The 16432-nt window shown below is 71.7% G+C and carries 20 protein-coding genes; 5 read left to right on the forward strand and 15 right to left on the reverse strand.

The window, feature by feature from the left end; genetic code table 11:
- Position 1: 1 nt before the first annotated feature.
- Genes CFP65_RS11630 through CFP65_RS11640 form a run of 3 tightly spaced genes read left to right on the forward strand, consistent with a single transcriptional unit; the run spans position 2 to position 2207 of the window.
- Complete coding sequence (locus CFP65_RS11630) at positions 2-820, forward strand: metal ABC transporter ATP-binding protein (RefSeq protein WP_104816034.1); 819 nt, start codon at positions 2-4, stop codon at positions 818-820.
- A complete protein-coding gene (locus CFP65_RS11635) occupies positions 817-1755 on the forward strand; it encodes a metal ABC transporter permease (protein ID WP_371682404.1) in 939 nt (312 codons plus the stop codon). The genes CFP65_RS11630 and CFP65_RS11635 overlap by 4 nt, the downstream gene beginning before the upstream one ends.
- A 35-nt stretch (positions 1756-1790) precedes the next feature.
- On the forward strand, positions 1791-2207 hold the full coding sequence (locus tag CFP65_RS11640; protein WP_104816035.1) for a Fur family transcriptional regulator: 417 nt from the start codon (positions 1791-1793) through the stop codon (positions 2205-2207).
- Between the two features lie 82 nt (positions 2208-2289).
- Here the strand turns inward: CFP65_RS11640 and CFP65_RS11645 are convergent, their stop codons facing one another.
- The 4 genes from CFP65_RS11645 to leuA form a co-directional block, all read right to left on the reverse strand.
- A complete protein-coding gene (locus CFP65_RS11645) occupies positions 2290-3120 on the reverse strand; it encodes an isoprenyl transferase (RefSeq protein WP_104820803.1) in 831 nt (276 codons plus the stop codon).
- A gap of 5 nt (positions 3121-3125) precedes the next feature.
- On the reverse strand, positions 3126-3872 hold the full coding sequence (recO, locus tag CFP65_RS11650; RefSeq protein ID WP_104816036.1) for a DNA repair protein RecO: 747 nt from the start codon (positions 3870-3872) through the stop codon (positions 3126-3128).
- A 274-nt stretch (positions 3873-4146) separates the two neighbouring features.
- Positions 4147-4614 (reverse strand): TerB family tellurite resistance protein, encoded by a 468-nt coding sequence (locus CFP65_RS11655; RefSeq protein ID WP_371682405.1) that lies wholly within the window; start codon positions 4612-4614, stop codon positions 4147-4149.
- Between the two features lie 407 nt (positions 4615-5021).
- Entirely contained in the window at positions 5022-6812 is a 1791-nt protein-coding gene (gene leuA / locus CFP65_RS11660; protein WP_104816038.1) for a 2-isopropylmalate synthase, read from the reverse strand.
- A 331-nt stretch (positions 6813-7143) separates the two neighbouring features.
- Between leuA and CFP65_RS11665 the strand changes: the two genes are divergently transcribed.
- Entirely contained in the window at positions 7144-8163 is a 1020-nt protein-coding gene (locus CFP65_RS11665) for a M4 family metallopeptidase (RefSeq protein ID WP_104816039.1), read from the forward strand.
- A gap of 116 nt (positions 8164-8279) precedes the next feature.
- Positions 8280-8552, forward strand: a complete 273-nt coding sequence (locus CFP65_RS11670) for a protealysin inhibitor emfourin (RefSeq protein ID WP_104816040.1) — start codon at positions 8280-8282, stop codon at positions 8550-8552.
- A 12-nt stretch (positions 8553-8564) separates the two neighbouring features.
- On the opposite strand, the gene era is transcribed toward CFP65_RS11670, so the two are convergent.
- The 11 genes from era to CFP65_RS11720 form a co-directional block, all read right to left on the reverse strand.
- The gene (gene era, locus CFP65_RS11675; protein WP_104816041.1) at positions 8565-9494 is read right to left on the reverse strand and encodes a GTPase Era; all 930 of its coding nucleotides are present in this window, start codon (positions 9492-9494) and stop codon (positions 8565-8567) included.
- 21 nt (positions 9495-9515) lie between these two features.
- Positions 9516-9671 (reverse strand): hypothetical protein, encoded by a 156-nt coding sequence (locus tag CFP65_RS38865; protein ID WP_158702140.1) that lies wholly within the window; start codon positions 9669-9671, stop codon positions 9516-9518.
- A 73-nt stretch (positions 9672-9744) separates the two neighbouring features.
- Entirely contained in the window at positions 9745-10089 is a 345-nt protein-coding gene (locus tag CFP65_RS11680; protein ID WP_104816042.1) for a cytidine deaminase, read from the reverse strand.
- A gap of 16 nt (positions 10090-10105) precedes the next feature.
- The gene (locus CFP65_RS11685) at positions 10106-10645 is read right to left on the reverse strand and encodes a DUF4383 domain-containing protein (RefSeq protein WP_104816043.1); all 540 of its coding nucleotides are present in this window, start codon (positions 10643-10645) and stop codon (positions 10106-10108) included.
- A gap of 78 nt (positions 10646-10723) precedes the next feature.
- Positions 10724-10945, reverse strand: a complete 222-nt coding sequence (locus CFP65_RS11690; protein WP_104816044.1) for a hypothetical protein — start codon at positions 10943-10945, stop codon at positions 10724-10726.
- Between the two features lie 122 nt (positions 10946-11067).
- Positions 11068-12396, reverse strand: a complete 1329-nt coding sequence (locus CFP65_RS11695) for a hemolysin family protein (protein WP_104816045.1) — start codon at positions 12394-12396, stop codon at positions 11068-11070.
- A 10-nt stretch (positions 12397-12406) separates the two neighbouring features.
- Positions 12407-12901 (reverse strand): rRNA maturation RNase YbeY, encoded by a 495-nt coding sequence (ybeY, locus tag CFP65_RS11700; protein WP_104816046.1) that lies wholly within the window; start codon positions 12899-12901, stop codon positions 12407-12409.
- Positions 12902-12915: 14 nt separating this feature from the next.
- Positions 12916-14016, reverse strand: a complete 1101-nt coding sequence (locus tag CFP65_RS11705; RefSeq protein WP_104816047.1) for a PhoH family protein — start codon at positions 14014-14016, stop codon at positions 12916-12918.
- Positions 14017-14232: 216 nt separating this feature from the next.
- Positions 14233-15159 carry a ribonuclease Z gene (locus CFP65_RS11710; RefSeq protein ID WP_104816048.1) on the reverse strand — a complete coding sequence of 309 codons (927 nt, stop codon included), beginning with the start codon at positions 15157-15159 and terminating at the stop codon, positions 14233-14235.
- 4 nt (positions 15160-15163) lie between these two features.
- Entirely contained in the window at positions 15164-15517 is a 354-nt protein-coding gene (locus CFP65_RS11715; RefSeq protein ID WP_104816049.1) for a histidine triad nucleotide-binding protein, read from the reverse strand.
- Positions 15518-15572: 55 nt separating this feature from the next.
- Positions 15573-16370 (reverse strand): MBL fold metallo-hydrolase, encoded by a 798-nt coding sequence (locus tag CFP65_RS11720; RefSeq protein WP_104816050.1) that lies wholly within the window; start codon positions 16368-16370, stop codon positions 15573-15575.
- Between the last annotated feature and the right edge of the window lie 62 nt (positions 16371-16432).

The following is a 16432-nucleotide window of genomic DNA, read 5'->3' on the forward strand; positions in this document are numbered from 1 at the left end:
CATGAGCTCCGTCACAGTCGAGGCCCCGCGCCCCACCACCACCCCCGGCGGCTCGCCCGAGACCGTCGTCAGCCTCCGCGGCGCGGTGGCCTCGCTCGGCGGCCGGCCGGTGCTGCGCGGGGTCGACCTGACCGTCCGCCAGGGCGAGGTCGTCGCCCTGCTCGGGGCCAACGGCTCGGGCAAGTCCACCACCGTCAAGACCGTGATCGGCTCGGTCGGGCTGGACCAGGGCGGGCTGGAGCTGTTCGGCACCCCGTACGGCAGGTTCCGGCAGTGGCAGCGGATCGGCTACGTGCCGCAGCGCACCACGGCCGCCGCCGGAGTGCCGGCCACCGTCCGCGAGGTGGTCTCCACCGGGCGGCTGCCGCTGCACCGGATGCTGCCGTTCCGGCGGCGGGACCGGGCCGCCGTGGACCGGGCGCTCGCGGCGGTGGGGATGCTGGACCGGGCCGAGGACGGCGTGGCCGCCCTCTCCGGCGGCCAGCACCAGCGGGTGCTGATCGCCCGCGCGCTGGTCGGCGTGCCCGACCTGCTGATCATGGACGAGCCGATGGCCGGGGTGGACATGGCCAGCCAGCAGGTGCTGGCCGACACCCTGCGGACCGAGGTGGCCCGGGGCGCCGCCGTCCTCCTCGTGCTGCACGAACTCGGCCCGCTGGAGCCGCTGATCGATCGGGCCGTGGTGCTGCGCGACGGCTGCGTCGCGCACGACGGCCCGCCACCGCCGAGCGCCGGGCAGCACGCCCTCCCCGGCCACGACCACGTGCACCCACACGCCGACGACCACCGCTCCACCAACACCCCTGGACTGCTGGCATGACCGAGATGCTGAGTTACGACTTCATGCAGCGGGCCCTGCTGGCCGCCGTCCTGGTCGGGATCACCGCCCCCGCCGTGGGCATCTACCTGGTGCAGCGGCGCCAGGCGCTGATGGGCGACGGCATCGGCCACGTCGCGCTGACCGGTGTGGGCCTCGGCTTCCTCTTCCAGACCAGCCCGGTCTGGATGGCCGTGGTGGTCTGCGTGCTCGGCGCCGTGGTCATGGAGCTGGTCCGCGCCCGCGGCAACAACCGGGGCGACATCGCCCTCGCGATGCTCTTCTACGGCGGCATGGCCTGCGGGAAGCTACTGGTCAGCGTGAGCGCGCAGGCCGGCAGCGGCAGCCTGGAGAGCTACCTGTGGGGCTCGATCCTCACCGTCTCCCCCGGCGACCTGGCCACCATCGCCGTGCTCGGCGCGGTGGTGATCGCCGTCACCCTCGGGCTGCGCCGCCAGCTCTTCGCGATCTGCCAGGACGAGGAGTTCGCCCGCGTCACCGGCATCCCGGTGCGGGTGCTCAACCTGCTGCTGGCCGTGATGGCCGCCGTCACGGTGACCGTGGCGATGCGGGTGGTCGGCCTGCTGCTGGTCAGCGCGCTGATGGTGGTCCCGGTGGCCGCCGCCCAGCAGCTCACCCGCTCCTTCGCCGCCACCCAGGCCGCCGCGATCGGGCTCGGCGTGGTCGTCTCGCTGGCCGGCGTGGCCGGCTCCTACCAGGCCGACATCCCCTCCGGCCCGGCCATCGTGCTGCTCGCGATCGCCGTCTTCGCCGTGTTCAGCGCCATCGCCGCCCCGCTGGCCCGGCGCCGCCACCGGGCGGCCACCCCGGCCGGCCCCACCGTCTGCGACGTGACACTGCCGGAACAGCGTGAGGGCGCCGGAACGGACCGTTCCGGCCGGGAGGACCCGGTGCCAAGTCGGGGGCTGGCACAATGATGTGCGAAAAGCCCCCACTTCCAGGAGGACCCACGGTGACCACCGCAGGCCCGTCGCCGCGCGCCCGATCCACTCGGCAGCGTGCCGCCGTCTCGGCGGCCCTGGACGAGATCGAGGACTTCCGCAGCGCCCAGGAGCTGCACGACATGCTCAAGCACCGGGGCGACTCGGTCGGCCTGACCACCGTCTACCGCACCCTCCAGTCGCTGGCCGAGGCCGGCGAGGTGGACGTGCTGCGGACGGCCGACGGCGAGGCCGTCTACCGCCGGTGCAGCAGCGGTCACCACCACCACCTGGTCTGCCGCCACTGCGGCGCCACCGTCGAGGTCGAGGGCCCGGCCGTGGAGCGCTGGGCCAACGCGGTGGCCGCGGAGCACGGCTACAGCGACATCGCGCACACGCTGGAGATCTTCGGCACCTGCGGAGAATGCGCCGCCAAGGCCGACCACTGACGCAAGGGGCGCGGGGAACTGCGCTGCCGACCATGCACCTCCTGCGCGGCTGGTCGCGCAGTTCCCCGCGCCCCTGAAAAGATCAGCGCTGAGCGGGCAGCTCCGCCGCCACCTCGTTCGGGATCGCCCCGCCGAACCGGCGGTCCCGCATCGCGAACTGCTCGCAGGCCCGCCACAGGTCACGCCGGTCGAAGTCCGGCCAGAGCACGTCCTGGAACACGAACTCGGCGTAAGCACTCTGCCAGAGCAGGAAGTTGGACGTCCGCTGCTCGCCGCTCGGCCGCAGGAAGAGGTCCACGTCCGGCATGTCCGGGTGGTACATGTACTTGGCCAGGGTCTTCTCACCGACCTTGGCCGGGTCGAGCTTCCCGGCGGCCACGTCGCGGGCGATGGCCGCGGTGGCGTCCGCGATCTCGGCCCGGCCACCGTAGTTGACGCACATGTAGAGGGTGACGGCGTCGTTGCCCTTGGTCTGCTCCTCGGCGACCTGGAGCTCCTGCACCACGCTCTTCCACAGCTTGGGCATCCGACCGGCCCAGCGGATCCGGACGCCCATCGCGTCCATCTCGTCGCGGCGGCGGCGGATCACGTCCCGGTTGAAGTTCATCAGGAACTTCACCTCGTCCGGCGAGCGCTTCCAGTTCTCGGTGGAGAAGGCGTACAGCGAGACGTTCTTCACGCCCAGTTCGATCGCGCCCTTGAGCACGTCGAGCACCACCGACTCGCCGATCTTGTGGCCCTCGGTGCGCGGCAGCCCGCGCTCCTTGGCCCAGCGGCCGTTGCCGTCCATCACGATCGCGACGTGGTTCGGCACCAGCTCGCCGGGGAGCTTCGGCGGCCGGGCACCGCTCGGGTGCGGGGTCGGGGGCACGTAGTCCCGCTGCTTGCTGCCGAAGAGCCGTCGCGCTGCCATGGTGCTCACTTCTCCACGTATCTCATCGAGCGGATGCCCCGCTCCAGGTGCCACTGCAAGTAGGCGGCGACCAGACCGCTGCCCTCCCGCCAGTACCGCGGCTCGCAGCTGTCGGCCGTGTGCCAGTCGCCGGACAGCAGTGCGCCGAGCAGTACCAGTGTCTCAGGGGAGGGTACGGCACTTCCCGGTACCCGGCAGTCCCCGCAGAGCACCCCGCCCGCCTGCAGCGAGAAGAAGCGGTTCGGGCCCTCCAGGCCGCACTTGGCGCAGTTGGTGAAGCTGGCGCCGTAGCCGTTGACGGCCAGCGAACGGAGTAGGAAGGCGTCCAGCACCAGGTGCGACTCGTGCAGGCCCTGGGCCAGCGTGCGCAGTGCGCCGACCAGCAGCAGGTACTGCTGGACGGCCGGCTCGCCCTCGTTCTCGGCGAAGCGCTCGGCCGTCTCCAGCATCGCGGTGCCCGCGGTGTAGCGGCCGTAGTCGGTGACGATGGTGCCGCCGTAGGGGGCGATGGTCTCGACCTGGGTGCAGAGCGGCATCGAGCGGCCGACCAGTTCGGTGCCCCGGCTGAAGAACTGCACGTCCACGTGGGAGAACGGCTCAAGCCGCGCGCCGAACTTGGACTTGGTCTTGCGGATGCCCCGGGCCACCGCCCGCACCTTGCCGTGCTGGCGGGTGAGCAGGGTGATGATGCGGTCGGCCTCGCCGAGCTTCTGCACGCGCAGCACGACGCCGTCGTCGCGGACGAGGCTCATCGCGCGCAGTCCGCAAACAGAGCGGCGGAGCCGACAGCCAGCGTGGCGCAGCCCGCAAGCAGAGCGGCGGAGCCGGCAAGCAGAGTGACCATCCCACCATTGTCCCGCATCGAGGACCACCGCCGGACCGGGAGCCCCCACCGGAGGAGCACAGCCGTCCGCCCGCACCCAGGTCCGTGGGGGGACACCGCAGGTGCGGGTGACGGCGGGCCCCGAGGGGGGAATCGGGCCCGGCCCGTGGGGGTCCACAGAGGACCGCGGGATCTACCGAGGGTCAGTGCGGGGCGCTGGTGGCCAGCTCCATGAGTTCGTCGACCCGGCTCTCCGGGAGTTTGAGGCAGCGGCCCACGGCCGCCAGTGCGGTGCGCTCCTGCGGGAGGTAGCGGCCGTCCGCGAGGGCGATCCAGGCGCCCTGCAGCAGCAGCCGCTCGCGGCCCTGCTGGGCCAGGTGCGGGGCCAACGGCTCCAGGGCGGCGTGGAGTTCGACCACCAGGCCGTGGCCGGCCTCGTCCAGGTCGACCGGGGCCTCACCGCCCTCGCCGGAGAGCGCGGCCAGCGCGGCCAGCACGTGCCCCTCGCTCGAGTCCTCGAAGCCGGCCTCCCGGACCACCGCGCAGGCGGCCTCCCGGGCGGCCCGGCCACCGGTGCCGCCGGCCGCCAGGGCGGTCAGCGCGACGGTGTACTGGGCGTCGCGCAGCATGGACGCAAGCCGCACGCAGGTGAGCTGCTCCAGAGTTTCCACACCGTACCTGCCGTGGCAGTTGGTGCACTGCACACTGCCCAGCACCGGACCGACCGGAAGGACCGGAGTGCCGACCAACCGCAGCCACCGCCGGCCGTGCTGCCGACGGTAGTTGCGATCCCCACCACAGCCCGGGCAGAAGAACTCACCGAGGACGTCCGTCCGCCACCGAGGGCGAACACCCCACAACCCTGTCACGGCGCCAACTCCCCAGACATGGCAGGCGGCCTGCTCGACAGTGGGCAGGTCACGCGACCGGAGCCACGGAGCCGTCCCACCGACCCCGGTAACCGGTGGATAGATGCTGCCACGGTTAAGGGAATGTGTCAGCACCCCGAACGGGTAAAAGTGTGGCGCGGAACACATCAGTTCCGCGCCACACCAGACCCTTCCGTCACCCGCCCAGGTCAGCCCCGCTGCGCCCGGTTGACGGCGCTCACCATCGCCTTGAGCGAGGCCAGCACGGTGTTGGAGTCGATCCCGACGCCCCACAGCACCTTGCCGTCCACGGCGCACTCCACGTACGCGGCGGCCTGGGCGTCGCCGCCCTCGCTCAGCGCGTGCTCGGCGTAGTCCAGCACCCGTACGTCCACGCCGATCCGGGCCAGCGCGTCGCCGAAGGCGGAGACCGGGCCGTTGCCGGTACCGGTCAGGGTGACCGGGGTGCCGTCCACCACGGCCTCGGTGGTCAGCTGGTCGCGGCCGTCCTCGGTGGTCAGGCTGCGCGAGCCGTGCAGGCTGACCCGGCCCCAGGGGTTCGCCGGGGTGGGCAGGTACTCGTCCTGGAAGACGCCCCAGATCGCGGCCGGGGTGACCTCGCCGCCCTCGGCGTCGGTCTTGGTCTGGATGATCTTCGAGAACTCGATCTGCATCCGGCGCGGCAGGTCCAGCTTGTGGTCGTTCTTCAGGACGTACGCGATGCCGCCCTTGCCGGACTGCGAGTTGACCCGGATGACGGCCTCGTAGGAGCGGCCGACGTCCTTCGGGTCGATCGGCAGGTACGGCACGCCCCAGGTGTACTCGCCCACCGGCACGCCGGCCGCGGCCGCGTCGGCCTCCAGGGCGTCGAAGCCCTTCTTGATCGCGTCCTGGTGCGAGCCGGAGAAGGAGGTGTAGACCAGGTCGCCGGCGTAGGGGTGGCGCTCGGGCACCGGCATCTGGTTGCAGTACTCGGCGGTGCGGCGGATCTCGTCGATGTCGGAGAAATCGATCATCGGGTCCACGCCCTGGGAGAACAGGTTCATCCCGACGTTGACCAGGTCCAGGTTGCCGGTCCGCTCGCCCTGGCCGAACAGGCAGCCCTCGACCCGGTCCGCACCGGCCATGACCGCCAGCTCAGCCGAGGCCACGCCGGTGCCGCGGTCGTTGTGCGGGTGGGTGGAGAGGCAGACGTACTCGCGGCGGGACAGGTTCCGCGACATCCACTCGATCTTGTCGGCGTAGACGTTCGGGGTGGAGCGCTCGACCGTGGTCGGCAGGTTCAGGATGATCTCGCGGCCCTCACCCGGCTGCCAGACGTCCATCACCGCCTCGCAGACCTCCAGCGCGAAGTCCAGCTCGGTGTCGATGAAGATCTCGGGCGAGTACTCGTAGCCGAGGACAGTCGAGTCGCTGCCGGAGCCCAGGATCTTGTCGGCGTACTCCATCACCAGGCGGGTGCCGTCGGTGGCGATCGCCTTGATGTCCTCGCGGGAGCCCTTGAAGACCACCCGGCGGAACAGCGGCGACGTCGCGTTGTACAGGTGCACGGTGGCCCGGGGCGCGCCGCGCAGCGACTCCACGGTGCGCTCGATCAGGTCCTCGCGGGCCTGGGTCAGCACCGAGATGGTGACGTCCTCGGGGATCGCGTCGCCCTCGATCAGCGAGCGGACGAAGTCGAAGTCGGTGGCGCCCGAGGACGGGAAGCCGACCTCGATCTCCTTGTAGCCCAGCTTCACCAGCAGGTCGAACATCTTGCGCTTGCGGGCCGGCGACATCGGGTCGATCAGCGCCTGGTTGCCGTCCCGCAGGTCGGTGGAGAGCCAGCGCGGGGCCTGCGTGATGACCTTGCTCGGCCAGGTGCGGTCCGGCAGGTCCACGGTGCCGAACGGTACGTACCGCTGGAACGGCATCCCGGAGGGCCGCTGGCGCACCGAGGCGGCGGTGATCGGGGTGGGGCGGTCGGTGAAGGCGCGGGCGATGGAGGACTGCTCGGTCATGGAGAGACTCTCGGCTTCCGTCGATTGGTGCGGGCTGAGGTCGGGGTGGTGGACACCCGACTCGGCCGACTACTGCGCCGCTCGGTGAGGCATCAGCTCTGATGCGCGTACGGGCACAGCACGATCCCCGCGGCGAGGGAGCCGGCCTTCGTGGTCTACAGGCCCTCGCCGCGGCAGCTAAGAAGAAGCAGCCAGGCACGCATGATGTGTCCCAGCGTAACCCACCTCACCGGTCACGGGCCGTGAACCCGGCCACCATTCCACCCTTTGAGACGACCGCTGGACGACCCGAGTCGTGACAACTGGTCACCGATGCCTCACGCTTGGCGACATGACACCTGCCGCGCACCTCTGCAGCATCGTCCCGCCCTACGTGCTCGACCACCTCGCCGAGCAGGGGCACGAGCCCGCGCAGCGCTCCCTCGCACTGGACGCCGCGCACCGCGCCGCCCGCCTGACGGCCCTGCCCGTCAAGGCCCCGGCCCACCAGCTGACCCGGATCATCGGGGACGCCCACCACACCCAGAAGACCCCCGGCGCCACCGTCCGCAAGGAGGGCGGCGCGCCGGTGGCGGACGGCTCCGTCAACCGGGCCTACGACGCCCTGGGTGACACCTTCGCGCTGTACCAGGACGTCTACGGCCGTCACTCGATCGACGGAAACTGGCTGGCCCTGGACGCGACCGTCCACTACGGGGTGAAGTACGACAACGCGTTCTGGGACGGCTCCCGGATGGTCTTCGGCGACGGGGACGGCGTGATCTTCAACGACTTCACCGTCTCGGTGGACGTGATCGGCCACGAGTTGACGCACGGGGTCACCCAGTACAGCGCCGGCCTGGACTACCAGGACCAGTCCGGCGCGCTCAACGAGTCCTGCTCCGACGTGTTCGGGTCGCTGGTCAAGCAGTACGCGCTGCGGCAGTCCGCCGCCGAGGCGGACTGGCTGATCGGCGCCGGGCTGCTCGCGCCCGGCATCCAGGGCGTGGCGCTGCGCTCGATGAAGGCCCCCGGCACCGCCTACGACGACCCCAAGCTCGGCAAGGACCCGCAGCCGGCGAACCTCAGCGACTACGTGGACACCTCCGACGACGAGGGCGGGGTGCACATCAACTCGGGCATCCCCAACCACGCCTTCTACCTGCTGGCCACCGCGCTCGGCGGCAACGCCTGGGAGCGGGCCGGGCAGATCTGGTACGACACGCTGACCGGCGGCACGCTGGCGCACAACTGCGACTTCGCCGCCTTCGCCCAGGCCACGGTGGCCGCCGCCCGGGCCCGGTACACCGACGCCTCGGTGGCCACCACGGTGATCGCCGCCTGGTCGCAGGTGGGGGTCAGCGCCACCTGAGCGCCGGGTGACGATCCGTCAGCGAGTGTGCGCGAGTGCTGCACGAGCGGGTGGCACTCGCGCATACTCCGTGAAGAACCGCACCCCCACCGTCACTTCCTCACAGACTGGCGACCATGCAGATCCAGGTGACCCGCACCGGCGGCTTCGCCGGCCGCACCCTCCGCGCCGAGTTGGACACCGACGAGCGGGCCGACGCCCCGCACGTGCACGCGCTCGCCCGCGAGGCGGTGGCCGGCGGGCTGCGTGCACCCTCGTACGGGGTGCCGGACGGGTTCCACTACGAGATCACCGTGGACGGCCGCACCGTGCACTGCGCCGACCCGGCGCTGACCGACGCGCAGCGGGAGCTGGTCTCCCTGGTGCTGCGCGAGGGCCGGCCGCAGTGATCCGCTGACGGCTCAGAAGCCGAGCTTGCGCAGCTGCTTCGGGTCGCGCTGCCAGTCCTTGGCCACCTTGACGTGCAGGTCGAGGAAGACCGGGGTGCCAAGGAGGGCCTCGATGTGCTTGCGGGCGGTGGAGCCGACGTGCTTGAGCCGGGCGCCCTTGGCGCCGATCACGATGGCCTTCTGGCTCTGCCGCTCGATGTAGACGTTGGCGTGGATGTCGAGCAGCGGCCGGTCGGCCGGGCGGCCCTCGCGGGGGATCATCTCCTCGACCACCACGGCCAGCGAGTGCGGGAGCTCGTCCCGGACGCCCTCCAGGGCGGCCTCGCGGATCAGCTCGGCGACCATGATCTGCTCGGGCTCGTCGGTGAGGTCACCGTCCGGGTAGAGCGGCGGGCCCTCGGGGAGCAGCTTGGTGATCAGATCGCCGACCAGCTGCACCTGGCTGTCGCCGACGGCCGAGACCGGGATGATCTCCGCCCACTCGATGCCGAGCTCGACGCCCAGCTGCTGGACGGCGATCAGCTGCTCGGCCAGCTTCTTGGAGTCGACCAGGTCGGTCTTGGTGACGATGGCCACCTTGGGGGTCTTCTTGACCTCGGCGAGCTCCTTGGCGATGAACTTGTCGCCGGGGCCGAGCTTCTGGTCGGCGGGCAGGCAGAAGCCGATCACGTCGACCTCGGCCCAGGTCGAGCGGACGAGGTCGTTGAGCCGCTCGCCCAGCAGGGTGCGCGGCTTGTGCAGACCGGGCGTGTCGACCAGCACCAGCTGCGAATCGGGGCGGTGGACGACCCCGCGCACGGTGTGGCGGGTGGTCTGCGGACGGTCGGAGGTGATCGCGACCTTCGTCCCGACCAGCGCGTTGGTCAGGGTCGACTTGCCCGCGTTGGGGCGGCCGACGAAGCACGCGAACCCGGAACGGTACGGGGTGGAAGGGGCACTCATGCCCACCATTCTCCCTGATCGCTAGCGGCGCCCGCGCCGCGAGGTCAGCCCGCCGATCAGCGTCAGCACGAAGAGCGCGATCGAGCCGCCCAGCCACCAGGGCGAGCCGGTCTCCTCCCAGCGCCCCATTCCCATCACCACGACCAGCAGCGCGGCGAAGAATCCCAGTGCCCCCACAGCACAACACCCCCTCCCGGTCAGACTATCGACCTGGAGGGGGTGTGCCCACCGTCTCACTCGGCCCTGGCGCTCACTCCGCCTTGGCGGCGACCTTCAGCTCTCCGTCCGGCCCGGCCAGCAGCACCGGCGTGCCGGCCCCGCCCAGGTCCCGGACGGCGGCCAGGTCGGCCGCGGCGGGCTGCTCGGCCTCGGAGACCACGGCGGCCGCCTCCAGGCCGCGCGCGCCGCTGGCCACGGCCATCGCCACGGCCGTCTGGAGCGCCGACAGCTGCAGCGACTCCAGGGCGACGGTGCCGGCCACGTAGGTGCGGCCGGTCTCGTCGCGGACGGCCGCACCCTCGGTGACACCGTTCCGGGCCCGGGCGGAGCGGGCCAGGGTGATGATCTTTTTGTCTTCCGGGTCAAGGTCAGTCATGTGCCGAGCATAGGGCTCAGTGCCCGATCGGGTTCGGCGGCCCGGGCTTGAAGATCTTCACGAAGGCGGGCGGACCGGAGGGCAGCGGGGTCTCCTCCGCGTGCCGCTGCTTCCAGTAGGGGTTGTCGTGGGGCAGCCGGCTGCCCACCCGGCCGTACATCCCGAAGGTCAGCACCACGAAGCCGAAGACGAAGCTGAAGAGCACGTTCGACATCCGGAAGTTCAGGAAGTTGCCGCCCGGCGTGCCGAGCACGATCAGGCCGTAGAAGCCCGCCAGCAGGAAGAGCCCGCCGACGGCCATGTTGAGGTTCGAGGCGAAGTTGCCACCGATCACCGCCCCGGCGATCAGCACCAGGCCCACCACCACCGAGATCACGCTGAGCGCGCCGTTGGTGGTCATGCCGGCGATCTTGTCGCCGTGGGTGCTCAGGAAGCCGGGGTGCGAGGTCATCCCGAGGATCCCGAAGACCAGCAGGAAGACACCACCGAGGCCCGCGCCCACCCGGTAGACGGACGCGAGCTTGTGGTCCATGGGGAGTTCGTCTTGGAGTTTCATGTAGGCCTCCCACCAACACGGACGGGGTCGTCCGCACCGTCTTCCAACGTACGTCGGAGCGGGGTGGGCAACCACTCGTCAGCGGTGCGGGTCGCCCGGGTAGTGCGGGGCCTCGTGCATGTAGAGCGAGCCGCACTGCTGGCAGCCGCGCAGCCCGGTGCCCCACTCGGCCTCGTCCCGCGCCTCGGCGTCGGCCGCGATCTCGCGGCCGCACATCGCGGTCGGTTCGGCGTCACGCACGACGTGCCACTTCAGGACCTGCCCGTCGGGGCCGAGCTCTGCTCGTAGTTGGTGCGTCATGGCCCCATCGTGGGCAGCCCGGCCCGGCTCGGCAATCCGAACTGGTCCTTCCGGGCTGGTCCTTCCGGGCCCCGCGACCGGGCCCGGAAGGACCGGTCCGGCAGCCGGGCCCGGAAGGCGCCTCACTCCGGTTCGGGGGCCTGCTCCGGCTCGCCGCCCGGGCGGACCGGGGAGACCAGCACGGTGCCGATGCGGTTGCGCCGCCCGGCCGAGCTCTCGGCGGTCAGCCGCAGTGCGGCCAGCTCGCCCTCGGACTCCTCGGGCACCGGCACGTCGCAGGAGGAGCCGGGGATGGGCACCCGGCCCAGGTGCTTGGCCAGCAGGCCGCCCACCGTCTCCACGTCCTCGTCCACCAGGGCCAGGCCGAAGAGCTCGCCGAGGTCCTCCACCAGCAGCCGGGCGGTCACCCGGTAGCTGCCGTCGCCCAGGTCCTCGACCGGGGCCACCTCGCGGTCGTACTCGTCGGTGATCTCGCCGACGATCTCCTCCAACACGTCCTCGATGGTGACCAGACCGGCGGTGCCGCCGTACTCGTCGATCACGATCGCCACGTGCGAGCGCATCTGCTGCATCTCGCGCAGCAGGTCGCCGGCCGGCTTGCTGTCGGGGACGAAGACCGCCGGGCGCATCACGGCGGAGACCGGCTCGGATTCGGCGTCCCGGTTGATGTGGGTGCGGCGGACCAGGTCCTTGAGGTAGACGATGCCCACCACGTCGTCCTCGTTGTCGCCGACCACCGGTATCCGGGAGAAGCCGGAACGCAGCGCCAGGGTGAGCGCCTGGCGGACGGTCTTGTGCCGCTCGATCATCACCAGGTCGGTGCGCGGCACCATGACCTCGCGGACGATGGTGTCGCCCAGCTCGAAGACCGAGTGCACCATCCGGCGCTCCTCGTCCTCGATCAGGTCGTCCTTCTCGGCCAGGTCGACCAGCGCCCGCAGCTCGGCCTCGGAGGCGAACGGCCCCTCGCGGTAGCCCTTGCCCGGGGTCAGCGCGTTGCCCAGCAGGATCAGCAGCCGCGGGATCGGGCCGAGCACCCGGGCCAGCGGCAGCAGCACGAAGGAGGCCGCCGTGGCCGTGGTCAGCGGGTGCTGGCGGCCGATCGTGCGCGGGGAGACGCCCACCGCGACGAAGGAGACCAGCACCATCACCCCGAAGGCCAGCAGCACGGCCTGCCAGGTCTCGTGCAGGCTGCGCACGCAGACCACGGTGACCAGCACCGCCGCCGCCATCTCGCTGGCCACCCGGATCAGGGTGGCCAGGTTGAGGTAGCGGATCGGGTCAGAGGCCAGGGTCAGCAGCCGGTCGGCCCCGCGCCGGCCGGCCCGGACGGCCTCCTCGGCGCGGAACCGCGAGATCCGCGAGATCCCGGCCTCGGCGCAGGCCGCCAGCCAGCCGAGCACGACCAGCAGCAGAGCCCCGACCAGGAAGCTCGTACTCTCACCACTCACAGCGCGGGCCTCAGTGGACGGTCGGCGCCGGGGAGATCCCGGACAGCCCGCGACCGGCCCGCCAGTCGTCCAGGATCCGCTTCTGGAGGGCGAACATCTGCCGCTCCTCCTCCGGCTCCTCGTGGTCGTAGCCGAGCACGTGCAGCACCCCGTGCACGGTGAGCAGCTGCAGCTCCTCGTCCATGGTGTGCTTGGAGGGGGCCGCCAGGCCCTGGGCCTTGGCCACCTCGGGGCAGAGCACGATGTCGCCCAGCAGGCCCTGCGGGAGCTCCTCGCCCTCCTTGCCGGGGCGCAGCTCGTCCATCGGGAAGGACATCACGTCCGTGGGCCCCGGGAGGTCCATCCACTGGATGTGCAGCTCCTCCATCGCCGCGCCGTCGACCAGGATCACGGACAGCTCGGACTGCGGGTGGATGCGCATCTTGTCGAGGGCGAAGCGGGCGACGTCGAGGATGGCGTCCTCGTCGGCGTCCCAGCCGGACTCATTGGCGATGTCGATCGACATGGAGGGTTCGGTACTCAGCTTTCGGTGCGATGGGACTGTCGGGGGGTGCGGGCGCCCTTGCGCTGGACGGGCTTGCGCGGCTCGGCGGCGCTCGCCTCCTGCTGGGCGTCCCAGCGCTCGTACGCATCCACGATGCGGCCCACCAGCTTGTGGCGCACCACGTCGGTGCTGGTGAGCACGGAGAAGTGGATGTCGGGGACGTCCACCAGGATCTCCTGGACGACCTTGAGACCGCTGCGGGTGCCACCGGGGAGGTCGATCTGGCTGGTGTCGCCGGTGACGACCACCCGGGAGTTGAACCCGAGGCGGGTGAGGAACATCTTCATCTGCTCGGGCGAGGTGTTCTGGGCCTCGTCCAGGATGATGAAGGCGTCGTTGAGGGTGCGGCCGCGCATGTACGCCAGCGGGGCGACCTCGATGGTGCCCGCGGCCATCAGCCGGGGGATCGAGTCCGGGTCCATCATGTCGTGCAGCGCGTCGTAGAGCGGGCGCAGGTACGGGTCGATCTTCTCGTAGAGGGTGCCGGGCAGGAAGCCCAGCCGCTCCCCCGCCTCGACCGCCGGGCGGGTCAGGATGATCCGGTTGACCTCCTTGGCCTGCAGGGCCTGGACGGCCTTGGCCATGGCCAGGTAGGTCTTGCCGGTGCCCGCCGGGCCGAGCCCGAAGACGATGGTGTGCTTGTCGATCGCGTCGACGTACTTCTGCTGGTTGAGCGTCTTGGGCCGGATGGTGCGGCCGCGGTTGGAGAGGATGTTCGCGGTGAACACCTCGGACGGGGCCGGGTGGGCCGGGTCCTCGGCGGCGCTCCTGAGCATGCTGATGGAGCGCTCCACGGCGTCCTCCGTCAGGGGTTGGCCGGTGCGCAGCACCAGCATCATCTCGTTGAACAGCTGCTTGACCAGGGCGACCTCGGCGGGGCTGCCGGTGGCCGTCACCTCGTTGCCGCGGACGTGGATGTCGGCCTCGGGGAAGCCCTGCTCGATCACCCGCAGGAGGGAGTCGGTGGCTCCGAGCAGGGTGACCATCGGGTGCTTCTCGGGGATCACGATCCGGGCGTTGGCCGCACGGTCGGGGCGCGGCTGTCCGTTGGCGGGGGTCTGCGTTGTCTCAGTCATGGGTCGGCGCTGCGGCCTGCCTCATCCCATCCGTCGTCGGGGTGCCGCCCGGTCTGCCCGGGGTCACCAGGGTACGCCGCACGGATGATCGCCGCGGCGGCGCGTGGGGCCGCCGCGGGGGCCGGCGGCCTGTCGATGCTGCGTCACCCGCACGGGTGTGCGCGACTGGTTTTACCCGCCGCCGGCCCTATCCACCGGGATGGCGTGGGGCCGGGCTCACCGGTCTGCCCGGCGTGGCGGCACCGAAACCCGCATCAGGTCCTCGGCGACCACCAGCCGGCCGTCGAAGTGGGCCCGGGCCTCGGCCAGGTGGCCCTCCAGGTCCGGGTAGCGCTGCGAGAAGTGGGTGAGCACCAGGGTGGAGACCCCGGATTCGGTGGCCACCTTGGCCGCCTGGGCGGCGGTGAGGTGGCCGTGCTCCTCGGCCAGGGCGGCGTCCGCGCTGAGGAAGGTCGCCTCGATCACCAGCAGGTCGGCGCCCTCAGCCAGCTCGTACACCCCGTCGCAGAGCCGGGTGTCCATCACGAAGCCGAACCGCTGCCCCGGCCGGTGCTCGCTGACCTCGGCCAGGGTGACCCGCCGCCCGTCCACCTCGACCGCGCCCTCGCGCTGGAGCCGGCCCACCGCGGGGCCGCGCAGGCCGTGCGCGGCGAGCCGCTCGGGCACCAGGCGGGTGCCGTCCGGCTCGACCAGGCGGTAGCCGAAGGAGTCGACCGGGTGGGAGAGCCGGGCCGCGTGCAGCTCGAAGGGCGCGCCCGGGGCGGCCAGCCGGCCGGGCTGCTCGATCGGGCGGGGGCGCAGCTCGGCGGTGCGGTGGAAGGCGCTCGCCTGGGTGAGGCGCTCGTAGAACGCCTCACCGGTGGCCGGGTAGTACACGTCGACCGGGTGCGGCACCCGGTCCAGGTTGATCCGCTGCACCACGCCGGGCAGGCCCAGGCAGTGGTCGCCGTGGAAGTGCGTCACGCCGATCCGGGTGATCCCGGTAGCGGAGACCCCGGCGTGCAGCATCTGCCGCTGGGTGCCCTCGCCCGGGTCGAACAGCAGGCCCTCGCCGTCCCAGCGGAGCAGGTAGCCGTTGTGGTTGCGGTGCCGGGTGGGCACCTGGCTGGCGGTGCCGAGGACGACGAGTTCGCGCACGGACACCGAATCAGACCATGTTCTCGGTCATCGGCTTGCCGCCCAGCAGGTGCACGTGCGCGTGGAAGACGGTCTGGCCCGCGCCCGCACCGGTGTTGAAGATCAGCCGGTAGTCCTTCAGGCCCGCCTCCTCGGCCACCCGGCCCGCCTCGGCGAGCAGCTCGCCGGCGACGGCCGGCTCGGCGGCGGCCAGCTCGGCGGCGTTCGGGTAGTGCAGGTGCGGGATGACCAGCACGTGGGTGGGGGCCTTGGGCGCGATGTCGCGGAAGGCGAGGGTGCGCTCCGTCCTCCTCAGGACCGTCGCCGGGATCTCGCCCGCCACGATCTTGCAGAACAGGCAGTCGGACTGTGCCTCGCCGGCCATCTCGCTCTCCTCACACAGGTTCAGGACACAGGCTCAGGGGCCCGCCAGTGAAAGCCTATCGGGCCAGCCGGGCCAGCTCGGCCGGGTCGTGGGCGCAGAACAGCGTGACCTCCCGCTCGTGCTCCCGGCGCAGTGCCCGCAGCCGCTCCTGGTTGTGCCGGCGGGCCGCGTCGTCCACCGCCAGCGCCCGCTGGAAGAGCGCCAGCCCGAGCGGGGCCCGGCCCACCGCCGGGTCGGCCTCGCCGTGGTGGAAGTAGGCGTCGCCGCAGTGCAGCAGCCAGGAGTCGCCGCTGCGCACGGCCACCGCGCTGTGGCCCCGGGTGTGGCCGGGCAGCGGCACCAGCAGCACCTCGGGCGCGTCCAGCACCCGGGTGGCCGCGAAGCCGTACCAGTGCTCGCCGTCCGGCTCGTGCGCCACCCACTTCGGGCCGTGCGCCCACTGGGCCGTGCGGTAGCGCTGCCGCTCGTTCCGGTTGCGCGGCACCACGGCCGCCGCCAGCTCCTCGCCGAAGACGTGCACCCGCGCCCAGGGGAAGTCGGAGAGCCCGCCCGCGTGGTCCGGGTCGAGGTGGGTCAGCACGATGTCCCGCACGTCCCGGGGGTCGTGGCCGAGCGCCCGCACCTGGTGCAGCGCGGTGCGGGCCAGGCTCAGCCGGGGCCGGGACATCACGGTCAGCCCCGGCCCGAGCCGCTTCGGGTCGGCCACGTCGGCCGTGCCGAAGCCGGTGTCCACCAGCACCAGCCCCTCCGGGCCCTCGACCAGCAGGCAGTGCCCCACCAGGTGGTCGCCGCCCAGCAGGGCCCGGCCGCCGCGCGGGCACATCGTCGCGCAGTCCAGGTGATGGATCGTCATGCTCTTCTCCCCCGAGTCTCCGGCCGGGGCACCACCTTGCCCGTGCCCCGGCGGCTTGGCAA

Origin of the sequence: Kitasatospora sp. MMS16-BH015, from assembly GCF_002943525.1 — a bacterium.
GTDB lineage: Bacteria > Actinomycetota > Actinomycetes > Streptomycetales > Streptomycetaceae > Kitasatospora.

Coding starts and splice junctions, on each gene's coding strand:
- CFP65_RS11630 (WP_104816034.1), top strand. CDS start 2: ATGAGCTCCGTCACAGTCGAGGCCCCGCGCCCCACCACCACCCCCGGC.
- CFP65_RS11635 (WP_371682404.1), top strand. CDS start 817: ATGACCGAGATGCTGAGTTACGACTTCATGCAGCGGGCCCTGCTGGCC.
- CFP65_RS11645 (WP_104820803.1), bottom strand. CDS start 3,120: ATGGCAGCGCGACGGCTCTTCGGCAGCAAGCAGCGGGACTACGTGCCC.
- recO (WP_104816036.1), bottom strand. CDS start 3,872: ATGAGCCTCGTCCGCGACGACGGCGTCGTGCTGCGCGTGCAGAAGCTC.
- leuA (WP_104816038.1), bottom strand. CDS start 6,812: ATGACCGAGCAGTCCTCCATCGCCCGCGCCTTCACCGACCGCCCCACC.
- CFP65_RS11665 (WP_104816039.1), top strand. CDS start 7,144: ATGACACCTGCCGCGCACCTCTGCAGCATCGTCCCGCCCTACGTGCTC.
- CFP65_RS11670 (WP_104816040.1), top strand. CDS start 8,280: ATGCAGATCCAGGTGACCCGCACCGGCGGCTTCGCCGGCCGCACCCTC.
- era (WP_104816041.1), bottom strand. CDS start 9,494: ATGAGTGCCCCTTCCACCCCGTACCGTTCCGGGTTCGCGTGCTTCGTC.
- CFP65_RS11680 (WP_104816042.1), bottom strand. CDS start 10,089: ATGACTGACCTTGACCCGGAAGACAAAAAGATCATCACCCTGGCCCGC.
- CFP65_RS11685 (WP_104816043.1), bottom strand. CDS start 10,645: ATGAAACTCCAAGACGAACTCCCCATGGACCACAAGCTCGCGTCCGTC.
- CFP65_RS11690 (WP_104816044.1), bottom strand. CDS start 10,945: ATGACGCACCAACTACGAGCAGAGCTCGGCCCCGACGGGCAGGTCCTG.
- ybeY (WP_104816046.1), bottom strand. CDS start 12,901: ATGTCGATCGACATCGCCAATGAGTCCGGCTGGGACGCCGACGAGGAC.
- CFP65_RS11705 (WP_104816047.1), bottom strand. CDS start 14,016: ATGACTGAGACAACGCAGACCCCCGCCAACGGACAGCCGCGCCCCGAC.
- CFP65_RS11715 (WP_104816049.1), bottom strand. CDS start 15,517: ATGGCCGGCGAGGCACAGTCCGACTGCCTGTTCTGCAAGATCGTGGCG.
- CFP65_RS11720 (WP_104816050.1), bottom strand. CDS start 16,370: ATGACGATCCATCACCTGGACTGCGCGACGATGTGCCCGCGCGGCGGC.